At 58.1% G+C, this 24,966-nt stretch carries 25 protein-coding genes and 1 tRNA gene; 11 read left to right on the top strand and 15 right to left on the bottom strand.

Translation table 11 applies throughout. From position 1 onward, the window contains the following. Window positions 1-5: 5 nt before the first annotated feature. The 5 genes from thrC (at window position 6) to JK199_RS08920 (ending at window position 5,357) form a co-directional block, all read left to right on the top strand. Window positions 6-1,403 (top strand): threonine synthase, encoded by a 1,398-nt coding sequence (gene thrC, locus JK199_RS08940; protein WP_212375332.1) that lies wholly within the window; start codon window positions 6-8, stop codon window positions 1,401-1,403. A 58-nt stretch (window positions 1,404-1,461) separates the two neighbouring features. Continuing rightward, window positions 1,462-2,727 carry a M16 family metallopeptidase gene (locus JK199_RS08935; RefSeq protein WP_086656102.1) on the top strand — a complete coding sequence of 422 codons (1,266 nt, stop codon included), beginning with the start codon at window positions 1,462-1,464 and terminating at the stop codon, window positions 2,725-2,727. Beyond that, a complete protein-coding gene (locus JK199_RS08930) occupies window positions 2,724-4,091 on the top strand; it encodes a TldD/PmbA family protein (protein ID WP_212375330.1) in 1,368 nt (455 codons plus the stop codon). The genes JK199_RS08935 and JK199_RS08930 overlap by 4 nt, the downstream gene beginning before the upstream one ends. Further along, complete coding sequence (locus JK199_RS08925) at window positions 4,088-5,077, top strand: Tim44 domain-containing protein (RefSeq protein ID WP_212375328.1); 990 nt, start codon at window positions 4,088-4,090, stop codon at window positions 5,075-5,077. The genes JK199_RS08930 and JK199_RS08925 overlap by 4 nt, the downstream gene beginning before the upstream one ends. 85 nt (window positions 5,078-5,162) lie before the next feature. Next, on the top strand, window positions 5,163-5,357 hold the full coding sequence (locus tag JK199_RS08920) for a hypothetical protein (protein ID WP_212375326.1): 195 nt from the start codon (window positions 5,163-5,165) through the stop codon (window positions 5,355-5,357). 116 nt (window positions 5,358-5,473) lie between these two features. Here the strand turns inward: JK199_RS08920 and JK199_RS08915 are convergent, their stop codons facing one another. The 4 genes from JK199_RS08915 to JK199_RS08900 all read right to left on the bottom strand — a co-directional run bounded on the left by JK199_RS08915 (window position 5,474) and on the right by JK199_RS08900 (window position 8,728). Continuing rightward, the gene (locus tag JK199_RS08915; RefSeq protein WP_167552548.1) at window positions 5,474-5,611 is read right to left on the bottom strand and encodes a hypothetical protein; all 138 of its coding nucleotides are present in this window, start codon (window positions 5,609-5,611) and stop codon (window positions 5,474-5,476) included. Next, window positions 5,611-6,570 carry a heme o synthase gene (locus tag JK199_RS08910; RefSeq protein ID WP_212375324.1) on the bottom strand — a complete coding sequence of 320 codons (960 nt, stop codon included), beginning with the start codon at window positions 6,568-6,570 and terminating at the stop codon, window positions 5,611-5,613. Before JK199_RS08910 ends, JK199_RS08915 begins: the two co-directional genes overlap by 1 nt. Continuing rightward, window positions 6,567-7,829: a cbb3-type cytochrome c oxidase subunit I gene (locus JK199_RS08905; RefSeq protein ID WP_212375322.1), complete on the bottom strand. Its 1,263-nt coding sequence runs from the start codon at window positions 7,827-7,829 to the stop codon at window positions 6,567-6,569. Before JK199_RS08905 ends, JK199_RS08910 begins: the two co-directional genes overlap by 4 nt. A gap of 209 nt (window positions 7,830-8,038) precedes the next feature. Then, the gene (locus JK199_RS08900; protein ID WP_025825911.1) at window positions 8,039-8,728 is read right to left on the bottom strand and encodes a class I SAM-dependent methyltransferase; all 690 of its coding nucleotides are present in this window, start codon (window positions 8,726-8,728) and stop codon (window positions 8,039-8,041) included. A 152-nt stretch (window positions 8,729-8,880) separates the two neighbouring features. On the opposite strand from JK199_RS08900, the gene JK199_RS08895 reads away from it, so the two are divergent. Then, a complete protein-coding gene (locus JK199_RS08895) occupies window positions 8,881-9,090 on the top strand; it encodes a hypothetical protein (protein ID WP_212375320.1) in 210 nt (69 codons plus the stop codon). Window positions 9,091-9,093: 3 nt separating this feature from the next. On the opposite strand, the gene gshB is transcribed toward JK199_RS08895, so the two are convergent. From gshB to JK199_RS08875, 4 genes are all read right to left on the bottom strand, one after another. Beyond that, the gene (gshB, locus tag JK199_RS08890; RefSeq protein ID WP_212375318.1) at window positions 9,094-10,095 is read right to left on the bottom strand and encodes a glutathione synthase; all 1,002 of its coding nucleotides are present in this window, start codon (window positions 10,093-10,095) and stop codon (window positions 9,094-9,096) included. Window positions 10,096-10,206: 111 nt separating this feature from the next. Beyond that, window positions 10,207-11,691, bottom strand: coding sequence for a glycosyltransferase family 39 protein (locus JK199_RS08885; RefSeq protein ID WP_212375316.1), 1,485 nt, complete (start codon window positions 11,689-11,691; stop codon window positions 10,207-10,209). Window positions 11,692-11,699: 8 nt separating this feature from the next. After that, on the bottom strand, window positions 11,700-12,818 hold the full coding sequence (locus JK199_RS08880) for a glycosyltransferase (RefSeq protein WP_212375415.1): 1,119 nt from the start codon (window positions 12,816-12,818) through the stop codon (window positions 11,700-11,702). Beyond that, window positions 12,818-13,360 (bottom strand): Lrp/AsnC family transcriptional regulator, encoded by a 543-nt coding sequence (locus tag JK199_RS08875; RefSeq protein WP_051551761.1) that lies wholly within the window; start codon window positions 13,358-13,360, stop codon window positions 12,818-12,820. The genes JK199_RS08880 and JK199_RS08875 overlap by 1 nt, the downstream gene beginning before the upstream one ends. 124 nt (window positions 13,361-13,484) lie before the next feature. Here JK199_RS08875 and trxB point away from each other — a divergent pair, with 124 nt between their 5' ends. Further along, the gene (trxB, locus tag JK199_RS08870) at window positions 13,485-14,438 is read left to right on the top strand and encodes a thioredoxin-disulfide reductase (RefSeq protein WP_212375314.1); all 954 of its coding nucleotides are present in this window, start codon (window positions 13,485-13,487) and stop codon (window positions 14,436-14,438) included. Between the two features lie 101 nt (window positions 14,439-14,539). Next, window positions 14,540-15,421 carry a LysR family transcriptional regulator gene (locus JK199_RS08865; protein ID WP_025825902.1) on the top strand — a complete coding sequence of 294 codons (882 nt, stop codon included), beginning with the start codon at window positions 14,540-14,542 and terminating at the stop codon, window positions 15,419-15,421. Between the two features lie 116 nt (window positions 15,422-15,537). Here JK199_RS08865 and JK199_RS08860 read toward each other — a convergent pair whose 3' ends face one another. Further along, entirely contained in the window at window positions 15,538-16,977 is a 1,440-nt protein-coding gene (locus JK199_RS08860) for a mannose-1-phosphate guanylyltransferase/mannose-6-phosphate isomerase (protein WP_212375311.1), read from the bottom strand. Window positions 16,978-17,377: 400 nt separating this feature from the next. Here JK199_RS08860 and JK199_RS08855 point away from each other — a divergent pair, with 400 nt between their 5' ends. After that, on the top strand, window positions 17,378-17,839 hold the full coding sequence (locus tag JK199_RS08855; RefSeq protein ID WP_025825900.1) for a MucR family transcriptional regulator: 462 nt from the start codon (window positions 17,378-17,380) through the stop codon (window positions 17,837-17,839). A gap of 208 nt (window positions 17,840-18,047) precedes the next feature. Then, window positions 18,048-18,338: an integration host factor subunit beta gene (locus JK199_RS08850; protein WP_025825898.1), complete on the top strand. Its 291-nt coding sequence runs from the start codon at window positions 18,048-18,050 to the stop codon at window positions 18,336-18,338. A 50-nt stretch (window positions 18,339-18,388) separates the two neighbouring features. Here the strand turns inward: JK199_RS08850 and JK199_RS08845 are convergent, their stop codons facing one another. Then, window positions 18,389-19,657, bottom strand: coding sequence for a UdgX family uracil-DNA binding protein (locus JK199_RS08845; protein ID WP_212375309.1), 1,269 nt, complete (start codon window positions 19,655-19,657; stop codon window positions 18,389-18,391). A 19-nt stretch (window positions 19,658-19,676) separates the two neighbouring features. After that, window positions 19,677-21,227 carry a murein biosynthesis integral membrane protein MurJ gene (murJ, locus tag JK199_RS08840; protein ID WP_212375307.1) on the bottom strand — a complete coding sequence of 517 codons (1,551 nt, stop codon included), beginning with the start codon at window positions 21,225-21,227 and terminating at the stop codon, window positions 19,677-19,679. 181 nt (window positions 21,228-21,408) lie between these two features. Between murJ and JK199_RS08835 the strand changes: the two genes are divergently transcribed. Further along, window positions 21,409-22,530 carry an AI-2E family transporter gene (locus JK199_RS08835; RefSeq protein WP_086656093.1) on the top strand — a complete coding sequence of 374 codons (1,122 nt, stop codon included), beginning with the start codon at window positions 21,409-21,411 and terminating at the stop codon, window positions 22,528-22,530. A gap of 76 nt (window positions 22,531-22,606) precedes the next feature. On the opposite strand, the gene JK199_RS08830 is transcribed toward JK199_RS08835, so the two are convergent. The 4 genes from JK199_RS08830 to JK199_RS08815 form a co-directional block, all read right to left on the bottom strand. Beyond that, window positions 22,607-22,680 (bottom strand) — tRNA-Pro (locus tag JK199_RS08830). A 64-nt stretch (window positions 22,681-22,744) separates the two neighbouring features. Then, entirely contained in the window at window positions 22,745-23,545 is an 801-nt protein-coding gene (locus JK199_RS15770) for a MerR family transcriptional regulator (protein WP_408742364.1), read from the bottom strand. 19 nt (window positions 23,546-23,564) lie between these two features. After that, the gene (locus tag JK199_RS08820) at window positions 23,565-23,921 is read right to left on the bottom strand and encodes an integration host factor subunit alpha (protein WP_342356306.1); all 357 of its coding nucleotides are present in this window, start codon (window positions 23,919-23,921) and stop codon (window positions 23,565-23,567) included. A 50-nt stretch (window positions 23,922-23,971) separates the two neighbouring features. Continuing rightward, the gene (locus JK199_RS08815) at window positions 23,972-24,937 is read right to left on the bottom strand and encodes a beta-ketoacyl-ACP synthase III (protein ID WP_077931847.1); all 966 of its coding nucleotides are present in this window, start codon (window positions 24,935-24,937) and stop codon (window positions 23,972-23,974) included. Window positions 24,938-24,966: the final 29 nt, after the last annotated feature.

Here is a 24,966-nt window from a genome sequence, read left to right as displayed (position 1 = left end):
TGGCCATGCGCTATATCTCGACCCGGGGGAAGGCTCCCGCTCTCTCGTTTTCTGATGTCCTGCTGACGGGCCTTGCCGAAGATGGCGGCCTGTATCTGCCGGAAACATGGCCCAGCTTTTCACTCTCCGAGTGGCAAGCCATGCGCGGCCTGCCGTATCCGGAGCTTGCCGCCCGGATCATGCGGCCATTTGTCGGGGAAGATATTGACCCCGGCACTTTGCGCGCCCTGTGCGAGAAAGCCTATGCCGGGTTTGACCATCCGGCCATTGTCCCGCTGACGCAGGTGGAAAATGGCCTGTTTGTGCAGGAACTGTTCCACGGCCCCACGCTGGCCTTCAAAGATATGGCCATGCAGTTGCTGGGCCAGTTGTTTGAACATGTGCTGAGTGAGCGCAACGAGCATGTGACCATTGTGGGCGCAACATCGGGTGATACCGGATCCGCCGCTATTGAAGCCTGCCGTGGGCGTGAGCGCATCTCCGTGGTTATCCTGCACCCAAAAGACCGTACGTCTGAAGTGCAGCGCCGCCAGATGACGACGGTGCTTGAACCCAACGTGACCAATCTGGCCATTGAGGGCACGTTTGACGACTGTCAGGATCTGGTCAAAGCCCTGTTCGCGGATATGCCGTTCCGCAAGGACATGCATCTCTCCGCCGTGAACTCCATCAACTGGGCGCGCATTGCCGCCCAGATTCCCTACTACGTGTATGCCGCGCTCAATTTTGGCGCACCGGAGCAGGAAGTCTCCTTTGCCGTGCCGACCGGCAACTTCGGCAACATTCTGGCCGCATGGGCCGCACGCAAAATGGGCCTGCCGGTCCGCCATCTGTGCGTAGGCTCCAACCGGAATGATATTCTGACGCGCTTCCTGAATGCGAATGACATGACGATGAAGTCCGTCATGCCCAGCCTCTCCCCCTCCATGGATATTCAGGTCTCTTCCAACTTTGAACGCCTGCTGTTTGAACTGCTGGGGCGTGATGCTGAAGCCTGCGCCCGCATTATGACGACCTTCCGCACCAGCGGGCACATGGATGTTCCGGCGGAAGCGTGGGAGACGGCCCGCACACTCTTCTCCGGTCTGGCACTGGATGATGCTGCGACGGAAGCGGAAATCAAAAGCCTGCATGACCGCTCCGGTTATCTGGCGGACCCGCACAGCGCCATTGGCATTGCCGCAGGCCGCCGCTTCCGCGAAGCCGGGGTACCGATGGTCGCCATGGCCACGGCGCATCCGGCCAAATTCCCGGATGCAATGGTTGCCGCTACGGGCATCCGGCCTGCTCTGCCCGTGCATCTGGCAGACCTCTATTCGCGTGAAGAGCGTTACCGCACCGTTCCGGCCACGGCGGATGCCGTAAAGGATGCCGTGCGCGCAGCAGTGCTCTCTAACGCCTGATCTCCTTGAACTCCCCTTTCTTCAGGCCGCGTGTGCGGCCTTTCTTTTCAGGACAAGAATGACCGATCCGATCCAGTTGACCCGTCTGCCCTCGGGCCTGATTGTTGTGACAGAACGTATGGAGCGCGTCGAAACCGTTTCCTTCGGAGCCTATGTTTCCACCGGCACGCGGGATGAAACCGCGGAAGAAAACGGTGTCTCCCACTTCCTTGAGCATATGGCGTTCAAGGGCACAGAGCGTCGCTCCGCACTCCAGATTGCTGAGGAAATTGAGAATGTGGGCGGGCATATCAATGCCTATACCGCACGGGAGCAGACGGCCTATTACGTCAAGCTGCTGAAGGAAAATCTGGATCTGGGCATTGATATCATTGGCGATATCCTGACCCATTCCACGTTTGACCCGACGGAAATTGAACGTGAACGCGGTGTGATCCTTCAGGAAATCGGGCAGGCGAACGATACGCCGGATGATGTGGTGTTCGACCATTTTCAGGCAACCGCCTACCCCAACCAGCCCATGGGCCGCCCGACACTGGGCACGGAAGATCTGATCCGCACCATGAGCCGTGACACGCTGATGCGCTACATGAGCGCGCATTACACCACGGGCAACATGGTAGTGGCCGCAGCAGGCAACCTGCACCATGAGGACGTTGTGCGGCAGGTGGAGCGGCATTTTGCCGACCTCGGCACCACATCCCTCATCCCCGGCACGCCGTCCATTTATGGCGGCGGCGAGTTCCGGCAGGAGAAAGATCTGGATCAGGCCCATGTGGTTCTGGGCTTCCCCTCCGTGGGGTATAATGACCCTGATTACTACGCGGCTCTGATGCTCTCCCTGCTGCTGGGCGGCGGGATGTCCTCCCGCCTGTTTCAGGAAATCCGGGAAAAGCGCGGTCTGGTCTACTCGGTCTATTCCTTCAATGCGCCGTTCCTCGATGGCGGCGTGTTCGGCATTTATGCCGGCACGGGTGAAAAAGAATGTGCGGAACTGGTGCCCGTTACGCTGGAAGAGCTTAAAAAAGTTCAGAAGAACGTGGGGGAAGACGAACTGGCCCGCGCCCGTGCGCAGCTCAAGGCCTCTCTGCTGATGTCTCTGGAAAGCACGGGCAGCCGGTGTGAACAGATTGCCCGCCAGCTTCAGCTCTTTGGCCGTCTGATCCCGGTTGCGGAAACAGTTGCCCGCGTGGAGGCTGTCACGACGGAGGATATCCGCCGCGTTGCCGCCCGGATTTTCACCCAGAAGCCGACACTGGCCGCACTGGGGCCTGTCAAACACGTCCTGTCTCTGGACACGATTACGGAGAACCTCGCGGCATGAGCGCACAAACCCTCGAAAAGATCTCTGATCTTGTCCGCCGCGCGCGCCATGCCGGAGCGGATGCCGCAGATGCGGTTTTTGTCTCCAGCACCGCGCTGGGCGCGGGGGTGCGTAATGGTGTGACGGAAGAGCTGGAACGCTCTGAAACCACAGACCTCGGCCTGCGGGTGTTTGCAGGCCAGAAAACCGCCATTGTCTCCACCACCACCCTCGACCCGACGCGGTTTGACGGGCTGATTGAGCAGGCTCTGGCCATGGCCCGGATGCTGCCGGATGATAAATATGCAGGCCTCGCCCAGCAGGGGCTGACCGGCACATTCACCCAGAACGCACTGGACCTGACGGATACGGCAGAACCCGATGCCAACGCCCTGCTGGCCCGCGCCCGTGCCGGGGAAGAGGCTGCTCTGGCCGTTGAGGGTGTGACCAACAGCGCTGGCAGCAGCGCTTCTTTCAGCCGCACGGAAGTCATTCTCGTGACGTCGCAGGATTTTGCCGGGTCTTATGCCCGCACCCGCCATTCCACCTCTGTCTGCGTACTGGCAGGCAAAGGCGATGGCATGCAGCGGGATTATGACTATCACGGCACGGTCCATCTTGCTGATCTGGAAGATGCCGCAGCGCTGGGCCTGAGCGCAGGCCGCAAGGCCGTGGCCCGCCTGAACCCCAGCCGCCCGCGCACCGGTAAATATCCGGTTGTGTTTCACCCGCGTGTGGCGAACAGTTTTCTGGGGCATCTGGTGGGGGCCATCAGCGGGTCCTCCATCGCGCGGGGCACGTCTTTTTTGAAGGACAAGCTCGGGCAGCAGATTTTTGCCAGAGAAATCACCATCACAGATGACCCCACGCGCCTGCGTGGCCTGCGGTCCCGCCCGTTTGACGGAGAGGCCGTGCAGGGCAAACCGCTGGCGCTGGTAGAAAATGGTGTGCTGCAAAGCTGGATTCTGGACACCCGGAGCGCCCGCCAGCTTGGGCTGACCAGCAATGGCCGCGCCGCGCGAGGATCTTCCAGCCCACCGGCTCCCTCCCCCACCAATCTGGCGTTCCAGCCCGGCAGCGTCACACCTGCGGCTCTGATGGCGGATATCAAGGAAGGCCTGTTCATCACAGAGATGATGGGCTCTTCCATCAACGGCCTGACAGGGGATTACAGCCGTGGTGCCTCCGGCTTCATGATCCGCGATGGTCAGATTGCCGAGGCAGCGGAAGAATTCACTCTGGCAGGCAATCTGCTGGAAATTTTCGCTTCCATGACATTAGCGGACGATTTGCAGTTCCGTTTTGGCAGTGACGCCCCCACATTAAGGGTAGATGCCCTGAGCCTTGCCGGGGCCTACACCGTCCGGAGAGACCAGACACCGTGAAAAAGCGTTTTCTTACGCCTGTTTTAACCGCTTTTCTGACCCTCAGCATGCTTGGTGGCCCACTGGCGCAGCATGCTGACGCACGCCCGGGTCAGGGCAGCTCCATGGGCAGCCGCGGCAGCCGGACATGGAGCGCACCGCCCACCACCAACACAACGCCCTATGGCGCAGCCCCCATGGACCGCTCCATTACGCCGCGCGGCCCGGCTCCGGGCTATAATGGCTATCCCGGCCAGAATAATTACGGCGCACCGCTTAACCGCGGAATGGGTATGGGGACCGCCGCGCGTCACCCGTTCCTGACGGGTTTTGCCGGGGGCATGCTGGGCGCAGGCCTGTTTGGTCTGCTGAGCGGGCACGGCTTTATGGGCGGCGTGCACGGGCTGTTCAGCTTTATTGGTCTGCTGATCCAGATCGGGCTGATTGTTATGGTCGTGATGTGGCTGGTCCGCCGTTTTTCCGGGAATAAATCCTCCGGCTCCGGTGGCTCGGCTTTTACACTGAACTCCGGCGCCACCGGCCCGACACAGACTACAACACCTGCAGGTTTCCCTGCCAGTACGGGCGGTTCCACACTGGCGATCACCAGCACGGACTATCAGGCCTTCCAGCAAACGTTGCTGGATATCCAGACCGCATGGAACCAGCAGAACATCCCGGCTCTCCAGCAGATGGCCACGCCGGAAATGGTGTCCTACTTCAACCAGCAGCTCGCCACGCTGGCCAGTCAGGGCGCTCGGAATGTGGTGTCTGATGTCCACTTCATTCAGGGCGATCTGGCCGAAGCCTGGCAGGAAGCTGGCATGGACTACGCAACTGTTGCCATGCGCTACAGCCTGATTGACCTGACGACCAATGCCACAGGGCAGGTTATTGAAGGTAGCTCGACCGAGCCGGTTACAATTACCGAACTCTGGACGTTTACCCGTCCTTCCCGTGGGGGGCGCTGGCTGCTCTCCGCCATTCAGCAGGGGCGTGGCGCATAACGCCCACGCCGCTTCACAAAGCCTGCATCGCTCTTTATGAGCATGCAGGCTTTTTAGTTTTCACGCTCAGATCAGGACAGACACCATGCTATTTCTGGAAATTGCCGTTGTGGTGTTAGGTGTCTCTGCCTCCGCATTTGGCCTGTTCCTGCATTTCTGGAGCAAACGCAAAATTGCGGATCTGGAGGCTGATATCCTGAAACTCAAGGAAAAGGGCGTGAGCATCCAGATGGATGCGCTGCTGCAAACCGCCCGCACACCCCGGCAGGAAGAAGCCTGAGCGACAGCCTTCTTCCTCTCGTTCTTCTGAGAACGTAAACCACGGAAAGCGTTGCTGAAGAAGGTAGCGTTAAGCCGCGCCACAGCAACTCCCGCCGGACGGGAGCATGCCATTACTTAGAAGTGTGTGAGCGTCAGCCCATACATGACACCAGCTATCACCAGCATGAAGCCCAGCATGGCAGACAGACGGCCTTTCTGGCGGCGCTTTTTCTCTGCAATTTCCTGCGAACTTAGAACGCTTGACGTGTTCATCAGTGCATCCACCCCGTCAGAATATGGTCAGCCAGCAGTCCGCAGAACAGTAGGAACAGATAGGCCAGAGAAAAGCGGAACGACAGACGCGCCGCTTTATCGCCCTGCAGGCTGATGCCGGTCGCATCCTGTGGCTCCCGCAGTACACGCACAGCACACGCCACAAAGCCAAGTCCAAGCACCAGAGCCGTGCCCGTATACAGCCAGCCGCTCAGATGCAGGAAAGACGGTATGAGCGAGATGGCCAGAAGCACCAGTGTATAGACAAAAATGTTCCACCGCGTATGCCGCGCCCCTTTAACAACCGGCAGCATGGGGATACCCGCCCGGCCATAATCCTTGCAGGCATACAGGGACAGTGACCAGAAATGCGGCGGTGTCCAGAAGAACACAATCCCGAACATCACGACCGGCAGCACCGCCATATGGCCGGTTGCGGCTGCCCAGCCAATCATGGGTGGGAAGGCACCGGCAGCCCCGCCTATCACGATATTCTGCGGCGTGGAGCGCTTGAGCCACATGGTGTAAATGACGGAATAAAAGAAGATCGAGAAGGCCAGAATACCGGCTGCCAGAGCGTTCGTCGCCATCCACATCAGACACACGGAAAGGCAGGACAGCCCTACGCCATAAGCCAGAGCTTCCTGCGGCGGAATACGCCCACCCGGGATAGGCCGCGTAATGGTCCGCTGCATTACGGCATCAATATCGCGGTCATACCACATATTGATGGCCCCTGCCGCGCCGGACGCCAGACAGATGCACAGGATGGACACCGCCGCCACAAACGGATTGAGATGGCCGGGAGCCATAATCATCCCGGCCGCGCCGGTAAACACCACGAGGGAAATTACGCGCGGCTTAAGCAGTTGCACCCAGTCTTTCGCTGTGGTGCCAACTCTGTCGGCCTTAAAGCGGATACGTTCCGCTGGGGCGGCGCTGGCGATAGTCTCACTCATGACTGCACTGTTCCTTCAGAAGAAGAAAGCATGGCTGACGGGGCAGAGGTGCCGACATAATCGCTCTCCGCTTTGCGGTTCTGGAAGAGGCTCATACCCATCGTCACCAGAAAGCAGAGGAGAGATGCGCCAAGCAGAGCGCCGCTCCAGATCTGCGTTGCGGCAGACAGAGGAGAAAAGGACAGTCCGGTCGCGGCAGCCATCAGCACGAACTGCAAAATGGCTGGCAGGCGCGGATACCAGTATCCGCCACTTTCACCACGCCACAGATACAGCCCGCAGAACGTCGCATAAACGGCACCGACCTCAAGCGCAGAATGAAGGCCTTCGCCCTGCATAAACTGCGCAACCCAGCCCGTGGACACAATGGCCAGAAACCCAAGCCCCCACAACATCGGGACGCGCAGGGACAGGCGGCTGCGCCATGTTCCCGCCATCCACAAGGCGGCCAGAAGGACAGAGGCCAACGTTGAGGCGGACAGCACAGCGTTTTCAGGTGACGTCAGCACACCCGGCTGCTGCACACTGGCAGCCAGCCCATGCGCGAAAACGCCCCGCACCCAGATAATGACAGAAGCGGATGCCGTCGTGGCCATAATGGCAACCACCGGCTTTTCAGAAAAGCGGCTGCCTCTCGCCCCTGCTTCAAACACGAGACCAAACCCGGCGAGCAATGTGACGAGTGTAACAGGCTCTGCAAAGCCATCCAGAAGTGGGAGAATATCCGCTGACGCCCCGGAAAGAAGCTGATGCGTCATGACGGCAGCCAGAACTGGCACCGTCAGCAACAGCACCGCAGACGCCAGCATTTCGCCCCACACGAAGGGAGAAAATGCCTGTGCGTCTTCAAAATCGGCACGGCTGTCAAAAATGGTCGCGAGCACAACCATGATGGCGCAAAGCATCCCCGCGCTCCAGAGCAGCACAAGCAGAACCTGCGCACCAAGAGCAACCGTCAGAACACCAGAGAGAGCAATCAGGCCAAGTCCTGCACCATTCAGCACAGGCAGAACCATCCCTGTCCGGCCGAGGGCTCTGGGCAGCCAGAGGTTACTGAACCCACAAACGAGCGCCGGAAGAACAACAAACAGAAGCATCAGCGGGGCGTGAACATGTTCGAGAACAGGCCAGATACCATGATCAGGCATCACACCGGCCTGCCGCAGTACGGAAGCACCCCCACCAAGCAGTCCCGCTCCCGCGGCGACAAGCAGATACCCTGCTCCCACACCCGTACCCGATGCAGTCTGCTTCATCATGCTTTTTCTTCCCGTTCCGGCTGTGTGCCCGGTAGAGGTCATTTCCGTAACCTATACCTTACTCAGACCACAGCGCGTTTACGCTCTGCGGACTCTGTAAAACATGTATAATAACGGTTTTTATTCTGACAGACGACCCGTTAAGTCCCGCGCCGCCGTCTGCTCTGCCTTGTGCAGAAAAGGCGGCAGGGGCGACGGGACCGGGTTTTTTACGTCCGGTCGAGTGTTACAAGTGTAAACAGACCAAGCGGCGGCACTGGCTGGATCTGTGCCCGTGCCAGATCATCCGGCGGTAGCAGGGACTCCATGGCAAAGTCAGGATGCCAGCCCAGAGAGCGGGACGCCCGCGCCATTCCGCGCTCAACCGCGCCCCGTACACCGTTGGGTGCCAGAAAATGATTCACAAAAAGAATGTGGCCGCCGGGGCGCACAACACGCTTGAGTTCGCTCAGCAGCTTGCGCGGATGCGGCACCACGGACGCCACAAACATGGCGACTGCAATATCAAAAGAGGCATCAGCAAAGCTGGTCTCTTCCGCATCCATTTCCAGCAGGGCCTCAACATTGGTCAGATGCTCTTTCTGCACGCGTTCCCGCGCACGGGCCAGCATGTCACCAGAGAGATCAATGCCCGTAATTTTTTTGTTCTGAGTATAGCAGGGCAACGCAAGCCCCGTCCCCACGCCGACTTCCAGCACCTTTGTGCCTGGCAGCGCGTTGACAGCTTCAACCGCGCGCTTGCGCCCCACGCCCGAAACACCGCCAAAAACGGTATCATAGACGGCGGCCCACCGACGGTAGGCAACTTTTACAGCCTCTGCATCCAGCGCCGAGCGTGAAGGAGGAGGCACCGGATCTTCACCCTGACCGGGCGGGCATTCGTGGAGAACGTCACTCATGCTCTCTCTCTGCCTGCTTGCTGTAATTTCTTCAAGAGCCACAACGCATCTTCCCTGTATTAAATAATGCCTGCCACAAAAGCGCCCTTGTCTTCAGCCCCATTGTGCCCTTACGTTCCGCTCTGAAAGAACGGGGTGAAAAGAAAACTGCCATGCTAAATCTGTTTATTGCCATCCTTTCACTGATCATCTGGTCATCGATTGCGATTTACTATTTTCGATCCCCGCTGATGCAGTGGTTTGACAATCGCTTTGGTAAAGACCCTGTCCTGCCGGACCCGGACGCAGAGGACGGCCCGACACACCAGACAGAACATTCTTCTGCTGCATCGGTTACTACTCAGGCCGACAAAGCCTCCTGACGTTCAGTCAGCCTTTCCTTTCAGTGTGGCTTCAATGCACTCCCAGATCAGTCCGGCGCCGTTAATACCGTCAAACCGTTCCAGTTCCTGAAGCCCTGTCGGTGAGGTGACGTTGATTTCCGTCAGATACTCGCCGATCACGTCGATCCCGACGAAAATCAGCCCATGCTCTTTCAGGAACGGCCCGATTGCAGCGCAGATTTCTTTATCACGCGCAGTCAGGTCAACTTTACGGGCAACACCGCCAACATGCATGTTAGACCGGTGATCCTCACCAGACGGAACCCGGTTAATGGCCCCGATCGGTGCCCCATCCACCAGAATAATCCGCTTATCCCCGGCTTTGACCGCAGGTTCGTAACGCTGGATCATCAGCGGCTCACGGGAGCGGGCAAAATGCATTTCCAGCAGTGCGTTCAGATTCTGATCATCTTCACGAATACGGAAAATCCCGCTTCCACCATTCCCGAATAGCGGTTTGACAATAATGTCGCGCCACTTCCGGCGGAATGCGCGGATTTCCTCCACGTCCCATGTCACCAGTGTTGGCGGCATCAGGCCCGGAAAATGGGTCACCAGCAGTTTTTCCGGAGAATCCCGCACCCAGCGCGGGTCATTCACCACCAGCGCCTTATCGGGGCCAATACCGTGCACATGGTCCAGCAGATGCGTGGCCGTAATATACGCCATGTCAAACGGCGGGTCCTGACGCATCAGCACCACATCCATTTCCCCCAGTGACCGACGGACGACCGGGCCAAAGCTGGCATGATTGCCGCGCTCGCGCTGCACTGTCACTGGGCGGACGGCTGCACTCACCTGTGCTCTCGCCACTCCTCCGGGCTCTGTCACCCCTTCCCCCAGCGCCATGGAGCCGACTTCATACACAAACAGCGCATGCCCACGGGCCTGCGCTTCCAGCATCATGGCGAATGTGGAATCACCATCAATATTGATGTGCTCCAGAGGGTCCATCTGGACGGCCACATTCAGTGGAGAAGACATACGCCCCGCTTTCCTTTTTTGTCACTCTTGTCACATCGTAATCCCGTTCCGCGCCCCTGTCCAAGCAGACACGGCATTCCTCCGGGCAGAATGGGTTTTTCCCGTCTTTTTTCAGGGCAGAGTCACGGCATCACGCGCATGACCTGTGGCATCACACCGCATCTGCACATGAAAAACCGAGTATGTATCAGCCACAACTCCGTGCCGCTGCCGGACCAGAGACGGCTCCTCATCCAGCACGATAAAGTGAGTCGCATCCGGCTGGTCATGCCGCCTGTGGCTGCGAATCAGATACCCCTCTCCACACGCAGCACGCGGCAGATCAAACAGCATCCAGCGCGGCTCAACCGCCATCACCGGACGCCCCGGAGGTGCGTAAAATGACAACTCAGCCGCCAGACCATATTCGTCAGCAATCAGCACAGAGGATGGGGGCGTGTGATCAGCGACTGTTCTGGCAAAGTCCTGCCAGCCGCCCATCTGCCGCAAGGTCATGTCAAAATGCGGGGAGAGTGTAACGGGCGAGAAAATAGCCTGCATGACAATCACTAACACCAGCGCCATCCCCAGCAGGCTGGATGCCACGGCACCCCGCCAGACAGGCAGCACTGCCGCCACAGCCAGAGCAGGATAAAGCACAACCGGCCAGTTTGCCTGCACACGCGCCCCAAATGCGTGCTGCACAAAGACAAGAGCCGGGATGGCGATCATCAGGAGCAGAAGACGGGAGAAGCTGTCTTTTTGCCGCCACAGCAGCCAGACGCCCCCCAGAAAAAACACGAACACACCCGGAGAAGCCAGCCCCACCTGCCCGCCCAGCAACTCACCAAAATAAGTGAGCATTTTGGCCGGATGCCAGTCACTGGTGCGTCCTCCCTGTTTGAGAAAGCTCACCCACCCATGCGCGGCATTCCACCCGATAACAGGCGCAGCACACAACAAAGCCACGCCCCCGCCAGCCCAGGGCCAGACGGTTTTCAGCCACGCACGCCCGGCACCGGTCAGAAGAAGCCAGACAAGCACGCCACCAACCGGCAGCACGGCGGTATATTTACTTTCAAAACCAAGGCCAGCGGCCAGCCCGGCCAGTAACCAGCCAGTGCCCTGCCCGGCCAGACAGACGCGCCCAAGACTCCAGACCAGCAAAGCCATAAAAAACAGGAGTGGTGTATCCGGCGTCATGATCAGAGTGCCGACACCAAGAGCAAGCGTGCCGTTCAGCAGCAGGCCGGTTCGCACCATACCGTCATCCGGCGTGAGGGTCGCCTTTTCTCCCCCCATCCGGGCACGGGTCTTTAGCCAGTCGCGGGCAGTCAGAGCAAGAAACACCGTCCCGGCCAGTGCTGAGACAGGCCCCATGGCCCGCACACCCAGAGCGGTATCCCCAAACAACGCCAGTCCGGCCCGGATCCAGAGGGCCACCAGCGGCGGGTGATCAAGATACCCGGCGGCCGGTGCCAGCGCCCAGATCCGGTAGTATGCTTCATCCGGGGTCAGCGGTACCCATGCTGCCATCATCAGGCGGCAGAGCGTCAAAACGCCTAACGCGATGCCCCATGCCCATATCCCAGCCCGTACCCCGGTAATGCGTGGCATACGCGGGATCACGGGCGCCAGATGATGGTGGAGGACATTGCGTAATTCCAGACCACCGCGATCACAGCCCCGGCGACACTGGCCTCGTTAAAGGCGCGGCTCTGATTATACACCATGTCGGCAACGCCAACATTGGCCAGCGCTCCCACGGAGCAGACGACCATAAAGAGCAACAGACCCCATACGCAGCGCACACCGCGCAGACGTCTGTCCCGGTAGGTGAAATTGTTATCAAGCTGGAAATTCACGACCATGGCCACAACCGTGCCAATCCCCTGCGCCAGAGGAAAGTCCGCCCCAAGCGCGCGGGCACACTGCATAACCAGCAGATTGGTCCCGATCCCAATCACCCCGACGAGCGCAAAGGCCACAAACCGCAAAGGCAGCCAGCCGCGGCACAGCTTGTCCAGCAGCAGCGCGACAAATTGCAGCATGACCAGCGCGTCCAGCTTGCTTTCACCAGCAACCCGTGCCCGAAATCCGCAAGCGATTTCCTGCACCTGCAAAGGTTGAGGAGACGACAGCAACAGATCAACCAGAATTTTAAACCCGGTGCCCGACAGATGCGGAGCAATCCGGGCAAACATATCCTGCCGAAGGGCGAAGAACCCGCTCATCGGGTCTCCCAGCCGCACGGGCAGCAGCATCTGCGCAAGTTTGATCCCACCATCAGACAAGGTATGCCGCCAGGCGTTGGCCAGACCGGAATTATCACCGCCCTCTACATGGCGACTGCCCACGGCAATATCACAAGCCCCGCTTTGCACGGCATCTATCAGCGCGCCAAGACGGCTTTCATCGTGCTGCATGTCGCCATCCATCACGGCAACAACCTGCGCGGAGGACGACAAAGCTCCCTCAATCACCGCAGAAGACAACCCCCGGCGGCCAATGCGGCACAGGCCCCGCACGCGGGAGTCTGTCCGCGCTATGGCGTGAACAGCAGCCGTGGTCCCGTCTGGCGAGTTGTCATCCACAAAAATGACTTCCCACCGGCGGCCATCCAGCGCGCGTTCCAGCGCGGCCACAAGCGGACCAACGTTACCAACCTCATTATAGCACGGCACAATGATGCTGATATCCGGCCCGGGCCGTACGTCAGGCGCTTTCTCCACAGCCGCCGCTATCACGCGGCACCGCCCTCACCCGGAAAAATCGGAACGCCGGTCCGGTCCAGACTTGTGCGGATGGTTTGCAGTGTCTGCACACGAATAACGTGCGGGCCTTCTGTCAGACGCCGGGTGAGCGAGTTTTCATGCGCGGCGTCCCGGGCAATCAGGCGCACCAGAAAGTCTCCGCCTCCACGAATCATGTGGCATTCCCGCACCTCCGGCCAGCGGGACAGTTCGTCCTCAAAAGCGGACAGCACTGTCTCTTTCTGGCTATCAAGGCCAATCAGCGCAAAGAAGGTAATCGGCCATCCCAGTGCCCCGGCATCCGGGTCCGCATGGTAGCCACGGATCACCCCCAGCTCTTCCAGCCGCCGCACGCGCCGCAGGCAGGGCGGGGCTGAAATTCCGACACGGCGGGCCAGCTCGACGTTGGTCATGCGCCCGTCTTCCTGAAGCTCCGCCACAATACGAAGGTCAACAGCGTCCAGTTCCGTCACCTTGCCTGATCCATTTCTCGCCGCAGCCTTTTTCCAGATACTCTGGGGCGTATATGCCATGCACACGCACAGGCCGCAAACGGGTTCCGCTCTTGCTCTCCCTGCACACACCCGCCATATCGCAAGGCATGTAAAGTGCGTTCTGGCGCACCATGACTCTCAGCATGCAAAGGTCAGCCCTCCCATGACAGAAACCATCACTACCGATCTGCTTGTTATTGGCGCCGGCCCCGCAGGCTACACCGCCGCCATTTATGCCGCACGCGCCAACCTTGCTCCTGTTCTGGTGGCCGGACTTCAGCCGGGCGGGCAGTTGACCATTACCACAGACGTGGAAAATTATCCGGGCTTTGCCGAGGCTGTGCAGGGTCCCTGGCTGATGGACCAGATGGCGCAGCAGGCCCAGAATGTCGGCACACGGATTGAATATGACATCATTACTTCCGTCGATTTCAAATCCGGTTCCCCGTTCCGCCTGAATGGCGATTCCGGCACGGAGTATGTCGCAAAGGCCGTTATCATCGCCACAGGTGCGCAAGCCCGATGGCTTGGCCTGCCGAGCGAGAAAACCTTGCAGGGTGCCGGTGTTTCCGCCTGCGCCACGTGTGATGGCTTCTTTTACCGCGGCAAAAACGTGGTGGTGGTGGGCGGTGGCAATACCGCTGTGGAAGAGGCCCTGTATCTGACCCACCACGCAGCACACGTCACGCTGGTGCACCGGCGGGACACACTGCGCGCGGAAAAAATCCTGCAGGACCGTTTTTTCAAAAACCCGAAAACCTCCATCCTGTGGAACACAACGGTGGAAGACATTCTGGCCAGCGGCACACCGCCGACTGTCAGCGCCATTCGTGTTAAAAATACGCAGGACGGAACAACGCAGGACGTGCCCGCGGACGGAATTTTCATCGCGATCGGCCACTCCCCCACCACCGATATCTTCAAGGGGCAAGTCGTTCTGGATACGGAAGGGTATATTGAGACCACCCCCGGCACCACCCGCACCTCCATCCCCGGTGTTTTTGCCGCGGGCGATGTGCAGGATAAAATTTACCGCCAGGCCGTAACCGCTGCCGGAACCGGCTGTATGGCCGCTCTGGATGCGGAACGGTATCTTGCTGAACTGGGAGCCGAATAACAGGTCATCCCTTGACCAGTCCGGGCAATTACTGCACGTAATGAAATTCGAAGCATGATAATTATGCTCTTATAACTTCATTCAATTTGCAGGAGGCGTGCGTGGACTGGGACAAACTCCGGGTATTCCATGCTGTGGCGGAAGCCGGTTCCTTTACCCACGCGGGAGATGTGCTTAACCTAAGCCAGTCTGCTGTTTCACGGCAGATTTCCGCGCTGGAGGACGTCCTTCAGGTTCCTCTTTTTCATCGCCACGCCCGAGGACTGATCCTCACTGAACAGGGCGAGACGCTGCACAAGACGGTGCGTGAGGTCTTTTCAAAACTTGAAATGACCCAGACGCTTTTAACCGAAAGTAAGGAAAAAGCCGCAGGACGTCTGCGGGTTACGACAACCACAGGCTTTGGCAACTGCTGGCTTATGCCACGGCTGCACAAGTTTATGGCTGCTAATCCAGACATTGATATCTGCCTTATTATGGAAGACAGCGATCTTGATCTGGGCATGAGAGAAGCTGACGTGGCCGTGCGGATGCACGCCCCCCGCCAGCCTGACCTCATTCAGCGGCATCTGGCAGATTTCCACCTGCCGATTTTTGCTGCGCCGCTCTATATCGAAAAATACGGTATGCCGAGAAGCATTGATGAAATCTCTGCGCATCAGCTCGTGTTATTCGGAGAGCATCACCCTCCGGTTGCCCATATCAACTGGCTGGCTGAAAGCGTAAAACACACTCCCACAAAGCAGAATGCCCGTCTGGAAGTGAACAGTATGGCAGCGATGGCGTCCGCTATTGCTGCTGGGCTTGGCATCGGGTCCATCCCGACATATGCCGCCGCGCAGTTCCCTGATCTTATTCAGATTCTGCCCGACATCACGACCCCGACCGTGGATGCCTATTTTGTCTATCCGGAAGAGCTGCGCAGTTCCAAACGCGTTGCCGTTTTCCGGGATTTCCTGATGAGCGAACTCGGTATTCGCTAAAATCAGGCTGATCAGACTCGGTTGCCTGCCTGCCCTCAAAAGCGAGTCGGGTAGATAACATAAAAAAAGCTCCCTTTTTCGGGAGCTTTTTTTATGCCTTTATTCTTATTTATTTATCAATTTCTATTATAACTGTCTTCCAGCCTTATAATGTCGTCTTCCCCTAAATAAGCACCTGACTGAACCTCAATAAGCGTCAGTGGAATTTTGCCGGGGTTTTCCAGCCGATGCACACAACCCTGCGGCAGGTAGACACTCTCGTCCTCCCGCACCAGAATTTCCTCATCGCCTTTTGTGACCAGTGCCACGCCACCCACAACAACCCAGTGTTCCGCCCGGTGAAAATGCTTCTGCAAAGACAGCTTCCCGCCCGGATTGACCACAATCCGCTTCACCTGAAACCGCTCGTTCCGGATCAGCCCTTCATAAAACCCCCATGGGCGATAATTCTTCTGGTGCTCAGACGCTTCACCCCGACCATCCGTCTTCAGGCGATCGACAAGTTTTTTAACATCCTGCGCACGGTCTTTATGCGTGACCAGCACCGCGTCCGCAGTCACCACGACCACAACATCATCCACACCCGTCACAGCCGTCAGCGGGCCTTCGGAGCGGATGTAACAGCCATGCGCGTCTTCTGTCAGAACATCCCCCAGCAGCACGTTGCCATCTGGTGTCTTGGGGCTGATATCCCACAACGCATCCCAGCTCCCCACATCCGACCAGCCCAGATCAGCCGGGATGACAGCGGAAACCTGGGTTTTTTCAGCAATGGCATAGTCAATGGAAATATCCGGAGCCTGAGCAAAAGCCGCTTTATCCAGCCGGATAAAATCGAGATCCGTTTTCCGCTTCTCAAACGCCGCAGTCACACTCTCCACAACCTGCGGAGCATAGCGGCGCATTTCATCAAGCAGCACATCAGCCCGGAAGACAAACATGCCCGAATTCCAGAAATAATTGCCGTCTTTCAAAAACTCTTCCGCAACCGCCTGCGCGGGTTTTTCACGGAAAGATTTGATGGCAAAAACCCCGTCCACGCCGGGTAGCGGGGCACCTTTTTCAATATAACCATATCCGGTTTCAGCCCGGGTGGGCGCCATCCCAAACGTCACGACACGGCCAGCCTCCGCGGCCTGCACAGCTTTTGTCATGGCCTGTGTCAGGGCTTCGGACTTCTTGATATCCGCATCCGCAGCCATCATCCACAACACAGCATCCGGGTGCGTCTGCGTGACAAGGAGAGCGGCTGCGGTAATAGCCGGTGCGGAGTTGCGGCCAACCGGCTCCAGCATAATGCTGGCATCCTCTACCAGAACTTCCCGCAACTGCTCTGCAATAAGGAAACGATGTTCTTCATTACAAACAATCACGGGCGGCGCGAAACCGGCGGCCTGACCCCGTAAAACTGTTTCCTGAAGCATGCTGCGCTCACTCACCAGCGACCAGAGCTGTTTGGGAAAGCTGGCCCGTGACATTGGCCACAACCTGCTTCCCGTTCCGCCAGACAGCACAACAGGCACAATCAGTTTACTGCCAGCGCGACAAGAGGCCATTTCCAACAGTCCTTATTTCCGGGATCTTACAAATATTAAAGGGTTCTCGCAGCCAATCCACGTCTATTGAAAAGACTGCCTGCACGCAGCAAGAGCGTTTTGGTAGTAGGCTGAACCGTAAAGTCAATTATGCCATTTGCAAATACCTGAGCCTTGAAAACAAACGCCAGCTATTACCCGACCCATGCCTGAAGACAAGCCAAAGCAGACAAATCAATCATAAAACAGATTACCAAATATTTATTTTACTTGCATACATCCCCATTCTTCACTCTCTTCAAGGACTGTTTTTCATTCTATATTCAATTTTATTCAATCACATTGTTATATTCTCTATTCACAAACAAGAATTGGAATAGTATGGGTGAGTCATTCAGCCCCACAAATAAGCGGAATTGTTATGACAGAGAACCAGAGCTATCCCAATATTCTTGATCTGGCGGCAGAAATCGTTTCTGCGCATGTTTCCAACAACCAGACCGATCCGGCCCTGCTGCCCGCCCTGATCCGCGATGTGTATCAGGCTCTGAAAACGGCTGACCAGCCGCAGAATGAACCGGAAAAGCTTCAGCCTGCCGTGCCGGTCAAACGCTCTGTTTTCCCGGATTACATTGTCTGTCTGGAAGACGGCAAGAAACTGAAAATGCTCAAGCGCCACCTGCAGAGCGCCTATGGCATTACGCCGGAACAGTATCGTGAGCGCTGGGGCCTGCCGGCTGACTACCCCATGGTTGCTCCGAACTATGCGGAACGTCGCTCCACTCTGGCCCGTGAAATTGGTCTGGGCCGCAAAATTCATGCAACACCGGAAGGTGAAGAAGGGGCCACACGCGGCCGCCGCAGCAAAAAAGCGACAGCCTGATCTTTAAAGTCTGACAGTATTCCTCTGGTTCGTACTGTCAGACTATTTATGTATTGACGGATCATACCGGCTTAGTGAATTTTGGAGTGCGCACCAGCTTTAGGGCCGGTTGCGCACTTTTTTAATATGGCGTCCTTTTTTGTTACGCAGATCCGCTGGCGCCCTGTTCGTCCGGCAGGCTGACTGTCCAGAATGTGGAAGGTGGACCATGACTAAGTCCGAGCTTATTGCTGCTCTTATGCAGAAACATCCGCATCTTCAGCTCAAAGACATCAACCTGATCGTCAATACTGTCTTCGATTCTATTTCTACGAGTCTGGCAGACAATAATCGGGTGGAATTACGCGGCTTTGGGGCATTTTCCATTAAAGAGCGTGACCCGCGTATTGGCCGTAACCCGAAAACAGGTGAGCAAGTTCAGGTTTCTAAAAAATACATCCCGTTCTTTAAAACGGGGAAAGACCTGCACGCCCGTATCAATAAAGCGCGCAAAGCCTGAAGTGAACACTCTAGACTGACCTTACTTCTTACCATAAGCGCCCTGAGCTCTCAGGGCAGGCTATCCATAAATGTTTTGACGCGCCTCAGATCTTCTACAAAACGCGCATATTCCCGCTCTTTATCCGCCTCACTGGGCAGCCGCAGCAGATAGGACGGATGGACGGTCACCAGCCCCTGACTGCCGTCACTCAACGGGAAAATACGGGACCGCTCACGAGAAATCGTCACCGGTCGATGCAGCAGGCTTTGCGCTGCGGTAACACCCATCATGACAATCAAGGCTGGCCTGACCAGCCGTCGCTCCGCATCCAGCCACATCTGGCAGGCCTGCACGTTGTCCTGCTCCGGCTTTTGGTGCAGCCGCCGGCCATTGCGCCATGTAAAACGAAAATGCTTGACCGCATTGGTGACGTAGACCGTGCTCCGGCTTAACCCGACCTCCTCCAGCGCGCGTTCCAGCACCTGCCCGGCAGGCCCTACGAACGGTCGCCCTGCCAGATCTTCCTGATCCCCCGGCTGCTCGCCCACCAGCATCACACGCGCTGAGGAGGCTCCCTCTCCAAAAACAGTGCGGGAGGCCGCACGCCAGAGCGCACAGGCCCGGCAGTCCATGGCTTCCGCTCCCAGGCTCTCCAGTGACGCTGTCTGTTCAACCTCTGCCCTGTCCGGGGTCAGAACCGTACGGGGCCAGTCCTGCCACAGACCGTGACCGGCCTGCTGCCATCCGCCCGGCGGTTCAGAAGTCGTGTCGGCAGCAGATGCACCGAACCAGAGCGTTTTACCGTCCCACTTCATTCTGCGATACGGGGTGCGGATCTCCCACGGGCGGGCGTACCGCGCCATGCAATACGCGGCGTTCCCTTCCACCACATACGCAGCAGGCGTCGTCTCCCAGACGGTCCGGGCGGGGTCTGCAAATATCTCCGCAAATTCAAGCCGAAAACGCTCCGTTTCCGCTTTAACAGTCTCCACAAGCAGCCCAACACGGCGCACGTCCGGATCATCCAAAGCGGTTGCCAGATCCAGATTTTCCTGCGCCACGCGGAACACCAGACGATAAAGTAAGTCGAACCTCTCAGCCTGTGCGGACTGAAGCCCCAGAAGAATCCATTCAACCAGCCTGCGCGGCAGGTGCAGAACAGCCTGAGAGCCTGCCTGTGCAGACGCAGAGGCCTGAAAAACCTGCGGCATGTCTTCAGAAGACTGTGCAACACGCCAGGACAGAGCCTCCGGCGGCACACCTGCCAGAGCATAGTGCCGCGCCGCCTGCCGCCATGTTTGCAGATCAACCTGATGCGCCAGAACAATCTCTGTCATGGTTCTTTCGTCCCGTCTTTCAGCTCCGGCGTTTTTGCAGACGGCGCTGCACACGCGCCAGAATGTCCGCGCCATTCATAATGCCCGACAGATGCAGGAACACACCGTACAGAACAGCCCCCAGCCCCACCATGCCACTCAGCCAGAGAACGCGCAGAATCAGCCCGGCAGGAAACGCCAGAACAGCCTGAACGCCGACCAGCACCAGCCCCATAAGACCCGCCGCGCAGGCCGTCTTGACCATTCTGATCTGCTCCGTTCCGGAAACCCGCAACGCGTCACGCCGCAGGAGCAGAAGTGCCAGACACGCCACATTGACACACGCCGCCAGACTGCTGGCCAGCGGTGGCCCCATATGGGCCAGAGGCTTCATGAAAAGCAGATTGAGAAGAAAATTCAGCACCAGAATACCAATACCGACATACACCGGTGTACGGGTATCACCCCGGGCAAAGAAAGCGGGGGAAAAGACTTTTACCAGCACAAATGCCGGAAGGCCGATCGCATAGGCCCGCAAAGCCTGTGCGGACAGAAGCGCATCACGCTCGGTAAAAGACCCATGACCAAACAGGACAATCATGATCGGCCCTGCCAGCACCAGTAATCCGGCCACCGCAGGCAGCGTGAGAAGCAGAACGTAACTCATGGCCCGGTTCTGGGCGGAATGTGCGGCATCATGCTCACCGGCGGCCAGATGGCGCGTCAGCACCGGCAGCAGGGTTGTCCCCGCCGCGGCACCCAGCACACCCAGAGGCAACTGGTTGATCCGGTCCGCAAAATACATCAGCGAAACACTGCCCGAAGGAAGGAGCGTGCCGATGATTGTATCTACGGTGAGGTTGATCTGCCCAACCCCGCTCCCCACCAGTCCCGGCACCATGCGGCGCACAAGCAGACGGATGCGGGGCGTCAGCGCGGGGCGAAGCGGCATCAGCCCGAAATTTGCACGATGCGCAGCCCACAGCAGCAGCCCAAGCTGCACCACGCCAGAGGCCGTCACCCCCCATGCTGCGGCATAGGCCACATTCGGCAAAAAGGACGAGGCAAACAGGATGGCGGCAATCCCGACCACGTTAAAGGCCAGATACGCAGCCGCGGCGATGCCAAAGCGATGCAGGCCGTTGAGCACACCGGCAACCAGAGCCGCCGCGCAGATCAGCACCAGATACGGAAAGGTAATCCGGCTGAGACTGACGGCCAGCGCATACCGCTCACCCGCCTGCGAAAAGCCGGGAGCAATCAGCCGCAAGACCTGCGGCATGAAAATCTCCCCAAGCACACACAGAAAGAGCAGCCAGACCAGCATGACGCCCAGAGCGCGACGCGCAAATGTCCGGGCTTCATCCTCCCCTTCCTTCGTCAGGACGGACGAGAACAGCGGGACAAAGGCAGCATTGAAGGCTCCCTCGCCAAACAGCCGCCGAAACATGTTCGGCAACCGGAACGCCACCTGATAGGCGTCCTGCAACGCGCCCGCACCCATAAAGGCTGCCAGAAGCTGATCCCGCACCAGACCAAGGATACGGCTGAGCATGGTCCAGCCGCCAACAGTAAGAAAATTTTTGAGCATGACAGATTGCTTATACGGGCAGCGCTCCCTCCAGAGATAGGGGGATAAGACTGCAATCCTTAAAATAAAACGGCCCTGTGCAGCACCCGTGCCGCTCTATATTTTGCTCGACCGAAAGCGTGCGAACGCGCAAACTTGTCAGAAATGATATGTTTACTGGGTAAGAGGAGAAACGCCCCATATGCCAGACACGACAAGCCAGCCCACAGTCTCCGGGCACCCACGCTGTATTCTGGTCAAGCCGAGCCAACGCTCCCGGAAGGGACAGGAAACAGCGCGGAACGTTCTGGCAATTTTCATCTTCGCTGTTGCCCTCTACACCATCCACGGGTTTTTGCCCGCGCTGGTCTGGGGGGGCGTGTTCGCCATCGCAACATGGCCGCTTTACACGCGCGCTCAGGCTGCGTGGCCTAAAGCCGCCAATGGCTCGGCCCTGCCGTTTCTCTTTACCGCCGCCATGGCCCTTATTTTTGTCATCCCGCTCATGCTCATCACGCTGGAAGCCGTGGGAGAAGCCCAGAGCGCCCTGAGCTGGCTGGAAGACGCCCGGAAAAACGGTGTGCCGGTGCCTGATGCACTCAGCCGCCTGCCCTTCGGCAGCCAGACGCTTATCAACTGGTGGCAGGCGCACCTGTCCAACCCGGAAGATGTCTCAAGCCTGACGGGCGCGCTGGACAGCAAAGGGATGGCTATTACCAAAGCCCTCGGTTCCCAGATTGCGCACAGAGGCACGCTTTTCTGCTTTTCAATCGTGACCCTGTTTTTTCTTTATAAAGATGGCACCTCTGTCATCCGCCAGTGCCGCATTGCGTCCCGCCGTGCTTTTGGAAAGCGCGGTGAAACAATCGCCCGCCAGATTGTCGCCTCTGTTCACGGGACTGTGCTGGGGCTGGTGCTGGTTGGTATCGGGGAAGGCGTGCTGATGGGGATTGTCTACACTCTTGCCGGTGCGCCCCACCCTGCCCTGTTTGGTGTCATTACAGCAGTCGCCGCCATGATCCCCTTCTGCGCCATGATTGCCGTCAGCCTTGTTTCTCTGCTGATTCTTGCAAAAGCGGCCTCTCTGGCTGGCATTGTGACGTTTTGTATTGGTGCAGTGGTCATTTTCGTCGCCGACCATTTTATCCGCCCGGTGCTTATTGGTGGCAGCACGCAGCTCCCCTTCCTGTGGGTACTGCTGGGTATTCTGGGAGGTGCAGAAACATGGGGCCTGCTGGGCCTGTTTGTCGGGCCTGCGGCAATGGCAGCACTCAATCTGCTCTGGCGCCGCTGGACGTCTGGCAATAACGCCATAAAAGCCTGAACAGCAAAAAGGGTGTTCATGTTCTGAACACCCGTCAAACTGCTCTGAAATTTTCAGAAGACCAACTGGACAAATATCGGGCAGGCGGGATTCGAACCCACGACCCCCAGTCCCCCAGACTGATGCGCTACCAGACTGCGCTACTGCCCGTCCATTTGGTGAAAGGGTGTTTAGCAGGCCCCTTCACGCCGCACAAGCCACCTTGCGGATTTTTTCACGCAGTAATGCGGGCCCGAAACGCTTCCAGTTCAACAAGAATGTCCGCAAGATCATTTCTCAGGCGTACATTCCGCATTTCCAGCCGACGAACAACCTCGGCAGACGCGGTTTCAGGTGCAGGTGCAGGTGCAGATGCAGATGCAGATGCAGCCTCAACAGCATTATCCTGCGGGGAAGCAACCTCATCCGGCTGACCCAGCACAATTTGCGTTTCCTGCTGAAGATCGGCGAAGTGATGAAGCTGACCGATGGCATCTTCTACGCCGCCTCCATCAGCATCAGCATCAGCATCAGCATCAGCATCAGCATCAGCATCAGCAGGCTGCTCTTCTAAAATGTCCGCAGAAGCAAAATTTTCAACGACATGCGTATTTTCTGCTGGCTCTGCTGCAGATGATACACCCTCCTGCGCATCCTCGAATGTTGGTGCTGCCGGTTCGTGAGGGAGCACGTCAGCGACAGTCTCCGTCACAACAGGATTTTGCGGTGCGGCGTCAGTTTCCACCGCCCCTTCACGTAACAGGCGCTGCACACCTTTTACCGTGTAGCCCTTGGCATAAAGAAGATCGGAAATATGGCGCAGGAGGTCCACGTCTGCCGGGCGGTAATAGCGCCGGCCACCACCGCGCTTCAGCGGGCGAACCTGCTCAAACCGTGTTTCCCAGAATCGCAGAACATGCTGCGGCACATGGAGTTCATCAGCGACTTCGCTAATGGTGCGGAACGCGAGCGGACCTTTTTCCGTGCGGGTCTGCACACCATTTTCATCATCCGGCAGGCCGGAAGAGTCGATCATGGAGGAAAGCTGGTCGGTATCACTCATCGTCATATGCCTCGCCACCCTCAAGCGGCTCGTGGTTAATAGCCGCACGCAGCAACTGACTCGGGCGGAAAACCAGAACGGAACGAGGAAGAATCGGCACTTCCTCACCCGTTTTTGGATTACGTCCGCAGCGCTGGCCTTTTTGCCTTACGGAAAAAGTACCAAAACCGCTGAGCTTGACGCTTTCGCCGCGCTCCAGCGCAAGCATGACCGTTTCCAGAATATCTTCCAGCAGGACAGCCGATTCCTTACGGGACAGCCCAACCTGCTGATAGATCTGTTCGACCAGAGAGGCACGCGTGACAGTTTCCATACTGACGAAAGTAACACGTTGGACGACCTCGTCAATTCTATCGTGAGGTCGCCCGTCGTCCTGCCGTCAGAATTCTGAAAATACCGTCAGAGACGGGCGAGCGCTGAACCCCAGGTCAGGCCGCCACCCAGCGCTTCCATCAGCACCAGATCACCCTTCTGGATACGGCCATCGCGCACGGCTTCATCCAGAGCCAGCGGGATAGAGGCTGCTGAAGTATTGGCGTGCCGGTCAACCGTGATCACCACCTGCTCGGCGGGCAGGCTCAGTTTTTTCGCCACACCTTCAATAATGCGGATGTTGGCCTGATGCGGCACCAGCCAGTTGACGTCTGAATAATCCAGACCTTCGGCTTTCAGAGCCTCATCAACTGAGGAAGAGAGCTTGGCAACGGCATGCCGGAACACATCACGCCCGCTCATTTTCAGGTAACCGCTTTTATCCCGGCGCCCTACTGCACCATCAACATACAGCAGGTCCCCCGCTGTACCATCGGAATGCAGGTGGGTGGAAAGCAGCCCCTTATCGCCCGGCGCATCGGAGCCAGAGAGCACAACGGCGCCGGCTCCATCCCCGAACAGCACGCAGGTGCCACGGTCGGACCAGTCGACAATACGAGAATAGACCTCACTGCCGATCACCAGAATATTCCGTGCCTGTCCGGCCCGGATAAACGCATCAGCAGTGGAAAGACCATACACAAACCCGGAGCAGGCTGCGGCCAGATCGAATCCAAAGCCCTGCGTCATTCCCAGTTCGGCCTGAATCCGCACGGCCGTCGCCGGGAAAGCCTGATCGGGCGTGGATGTCGCGACAATGACGGCATCAATATCGTCAGCACTCAGGCCAGCGTAATCCAGTGCCCGGCGTGCTGCGGCAGCCCCCATGCTGGTCGCCGTATCGTGCTCACCCGCAATATGGCGCTGGGTGATGCCGGTACGGGTTTTTATCCATTCATCGGAGGTTTCAAGCCGGACTGCCAGTTCATCGTTAGACACGACCCGATCCGGCAGGAACCCGCCAAACCCTACCAGAAGCGAACGTCTCGCCATTACCGTTCTTTCATTGCCAGACACCAGCA

This window comes from Acetobacter persici, from assembly GCF_018256955.1.
Classification (GTDB): Bacteria; Pseudomonadota; Alphaproteobacteria; order Acetobacterales; family Acetobacteraceae; genus Acetobacter; species Acetobacter persici.
The sequence above is the reverse complement of the archived record's forward strand: the minus strand, read 5'-3'. Positions and strand labels throughout refer to the sequence as shown.

What these genes read in the sequence shown, in the direction of transcription:
- JK199_RS08875 (WP_051551761.1), bottom strand. Translation starts at nt 13,360, where the DNA reads ATGGCATATACGCCCCAGAGTATCTGGAAAAAGGCTGCGGCGAGAAAT.
- JK199_RS08895 (WP_212375320.1), top strand. Translation starts at nt 8,881, where the DNA reads ATGCTAAATCTGTTTATTGCCATCCTTTCACTGATCATCTGGTCATCG.
- JK199_RS08930 (WP_212375330.1), top strand. Translation starts at nt 2,724, where the DNA reads ATGAGCGCACAAACCCTCGAAAAGATCTCTGATCTTGTCCGCCGCGCG.
- JK199_RS08860 (WP_212375311.1), bottom strand. Translation starts at nt 16,977, where the DNA reads ATGGCCTCTTGTCGCGCTGGCAGTAAACTGATTGTGCCTGTTGTGCTG.
- JK199_RS08845 (WP_212375309.1), bottom strand. Translation starts at nt 19,657, where the DNA reads ATGACAGAGATTGTTCTGGCGCATCAGGTTGATCTGCAAACATGGCGG.
- JK199_RS08850 (WP_025825898.1), top strand. Translation starts at nt 18,048, where the DNA reads ATGACTAAGTCCGAGCTTATTGCTGCTCTTATGCAGAAACATCCGCAT.
- JK199_RS08915 (WP_167552548.1), bottom strand. Translation starts at nt 5,611, where the DNA reads ATGAACACGTCAAGCGTTCTAAGTTCGCAGGAAATTGCAGAGAAAAAG.
- JK199_RS08835 (WP_086656093.1), top strand. Translation starts at nt 21,409, where the DNA reads ATGCCAGACACGACAAGCCAGCCCACAGTCTCCGGGCACCCACGCTGT.
- JK199_RS08910 (WP_212375324.1), bottom strand. Translation starts at nt 6,570, where the DNA reads ATGAGTGAGACTATCGCCAGCGCCGCCCCAGCGGAACGTATCCGCTTT.
- JK199_RS08855 (WP_025825900.1), top strand. Translation starts at nt 17,378, where the DNA reads ATGACAGAGAACCAGAGCTATCCCAATATTCTTGATCTGGCGGCAGAA.
- JK199_RS15770 (WP_408742364.1), bottom strand. Translation starts at nt 23,545, where the DNA reads ATGATCGACTCTTCCGGCCTGCCGGATGATGAAAATGGTGTGCAGACC.
- JK199_RS08935 (WP_086656102.1), top strand. Translation starts at nt 1,462, where the DNA reads ATGACCGATCCGATCCAGTTGACCCGTCTGCCCTCGGGCCTGATTGTT.
- JK199_RS08885 (WP_212375316.1), bottom strand. Translation starts at nt 11,691, where the DNA reads ATGCCACGCATTACCGGGGTACGGGCTGGGATATGGGCATGGGGCATC.
- gshB (WP_212375318.1), bottom strand. Translation starts at nt 10,095, where the DNA reads ATGTCTTCTCCACTGAATGTGGCCGTCCAGATGGACCCTCTGGAGCAC.
- thrC (WP_212375332.1), top strand. Translation starts at nt 6, where the DNA reads ATGCGCTATATCTCGACCCGGGGGAAGGCTCCCGCTCTCTCGTTTTCT.
- JK199_RS08815 (WP_077931847.1), bottom strand. Translation starts at nt 24,937, where the DNA reads ATGGCGAGACGTTCGCTTCTGGTAGGGTTTGGCGGGTTCCTGCCGGAT.
- JK199_RS08900 (WP_025825911.1), bottom strand. Translation starts at nt 8,728, where the DNA reads ATGAGTGACGTTCTCCACGAATGCCCGCCCGGTCAGGGTGAAGATCCG.
- JK199_RS08905 (WP_212375322.1), bottom strand. Translation starts at nt 7,829, where the DNA reads ATGATGAAGCAGACTGCATCGGGTACGGGTGTGGGAGCAGGGTATCTG.
- JK199_RS08920 (WP_212375326.1), top strand. Translation starts at nt 5,163, where the DNA reads ATGCTATTTCTGGAAATTGCCGTTGTGGTGTTAGGTGTCTCTGCCTCC.
- murJ (WP_212375307.1), bottom strand. Translation starts at nt 21,227, where the DNA reads ATGCTCAAAAATTTTCTTACTGTTGGCGGCTGGACCATGCTCAGCCGT.
- trxB (WP_212375314.1), top strand. Translation starts at nt 13,485, where the DNA reads ATGACAGAAACCATCACTACCGATCTGCTTGTTATTGGCGCCGGCCCC.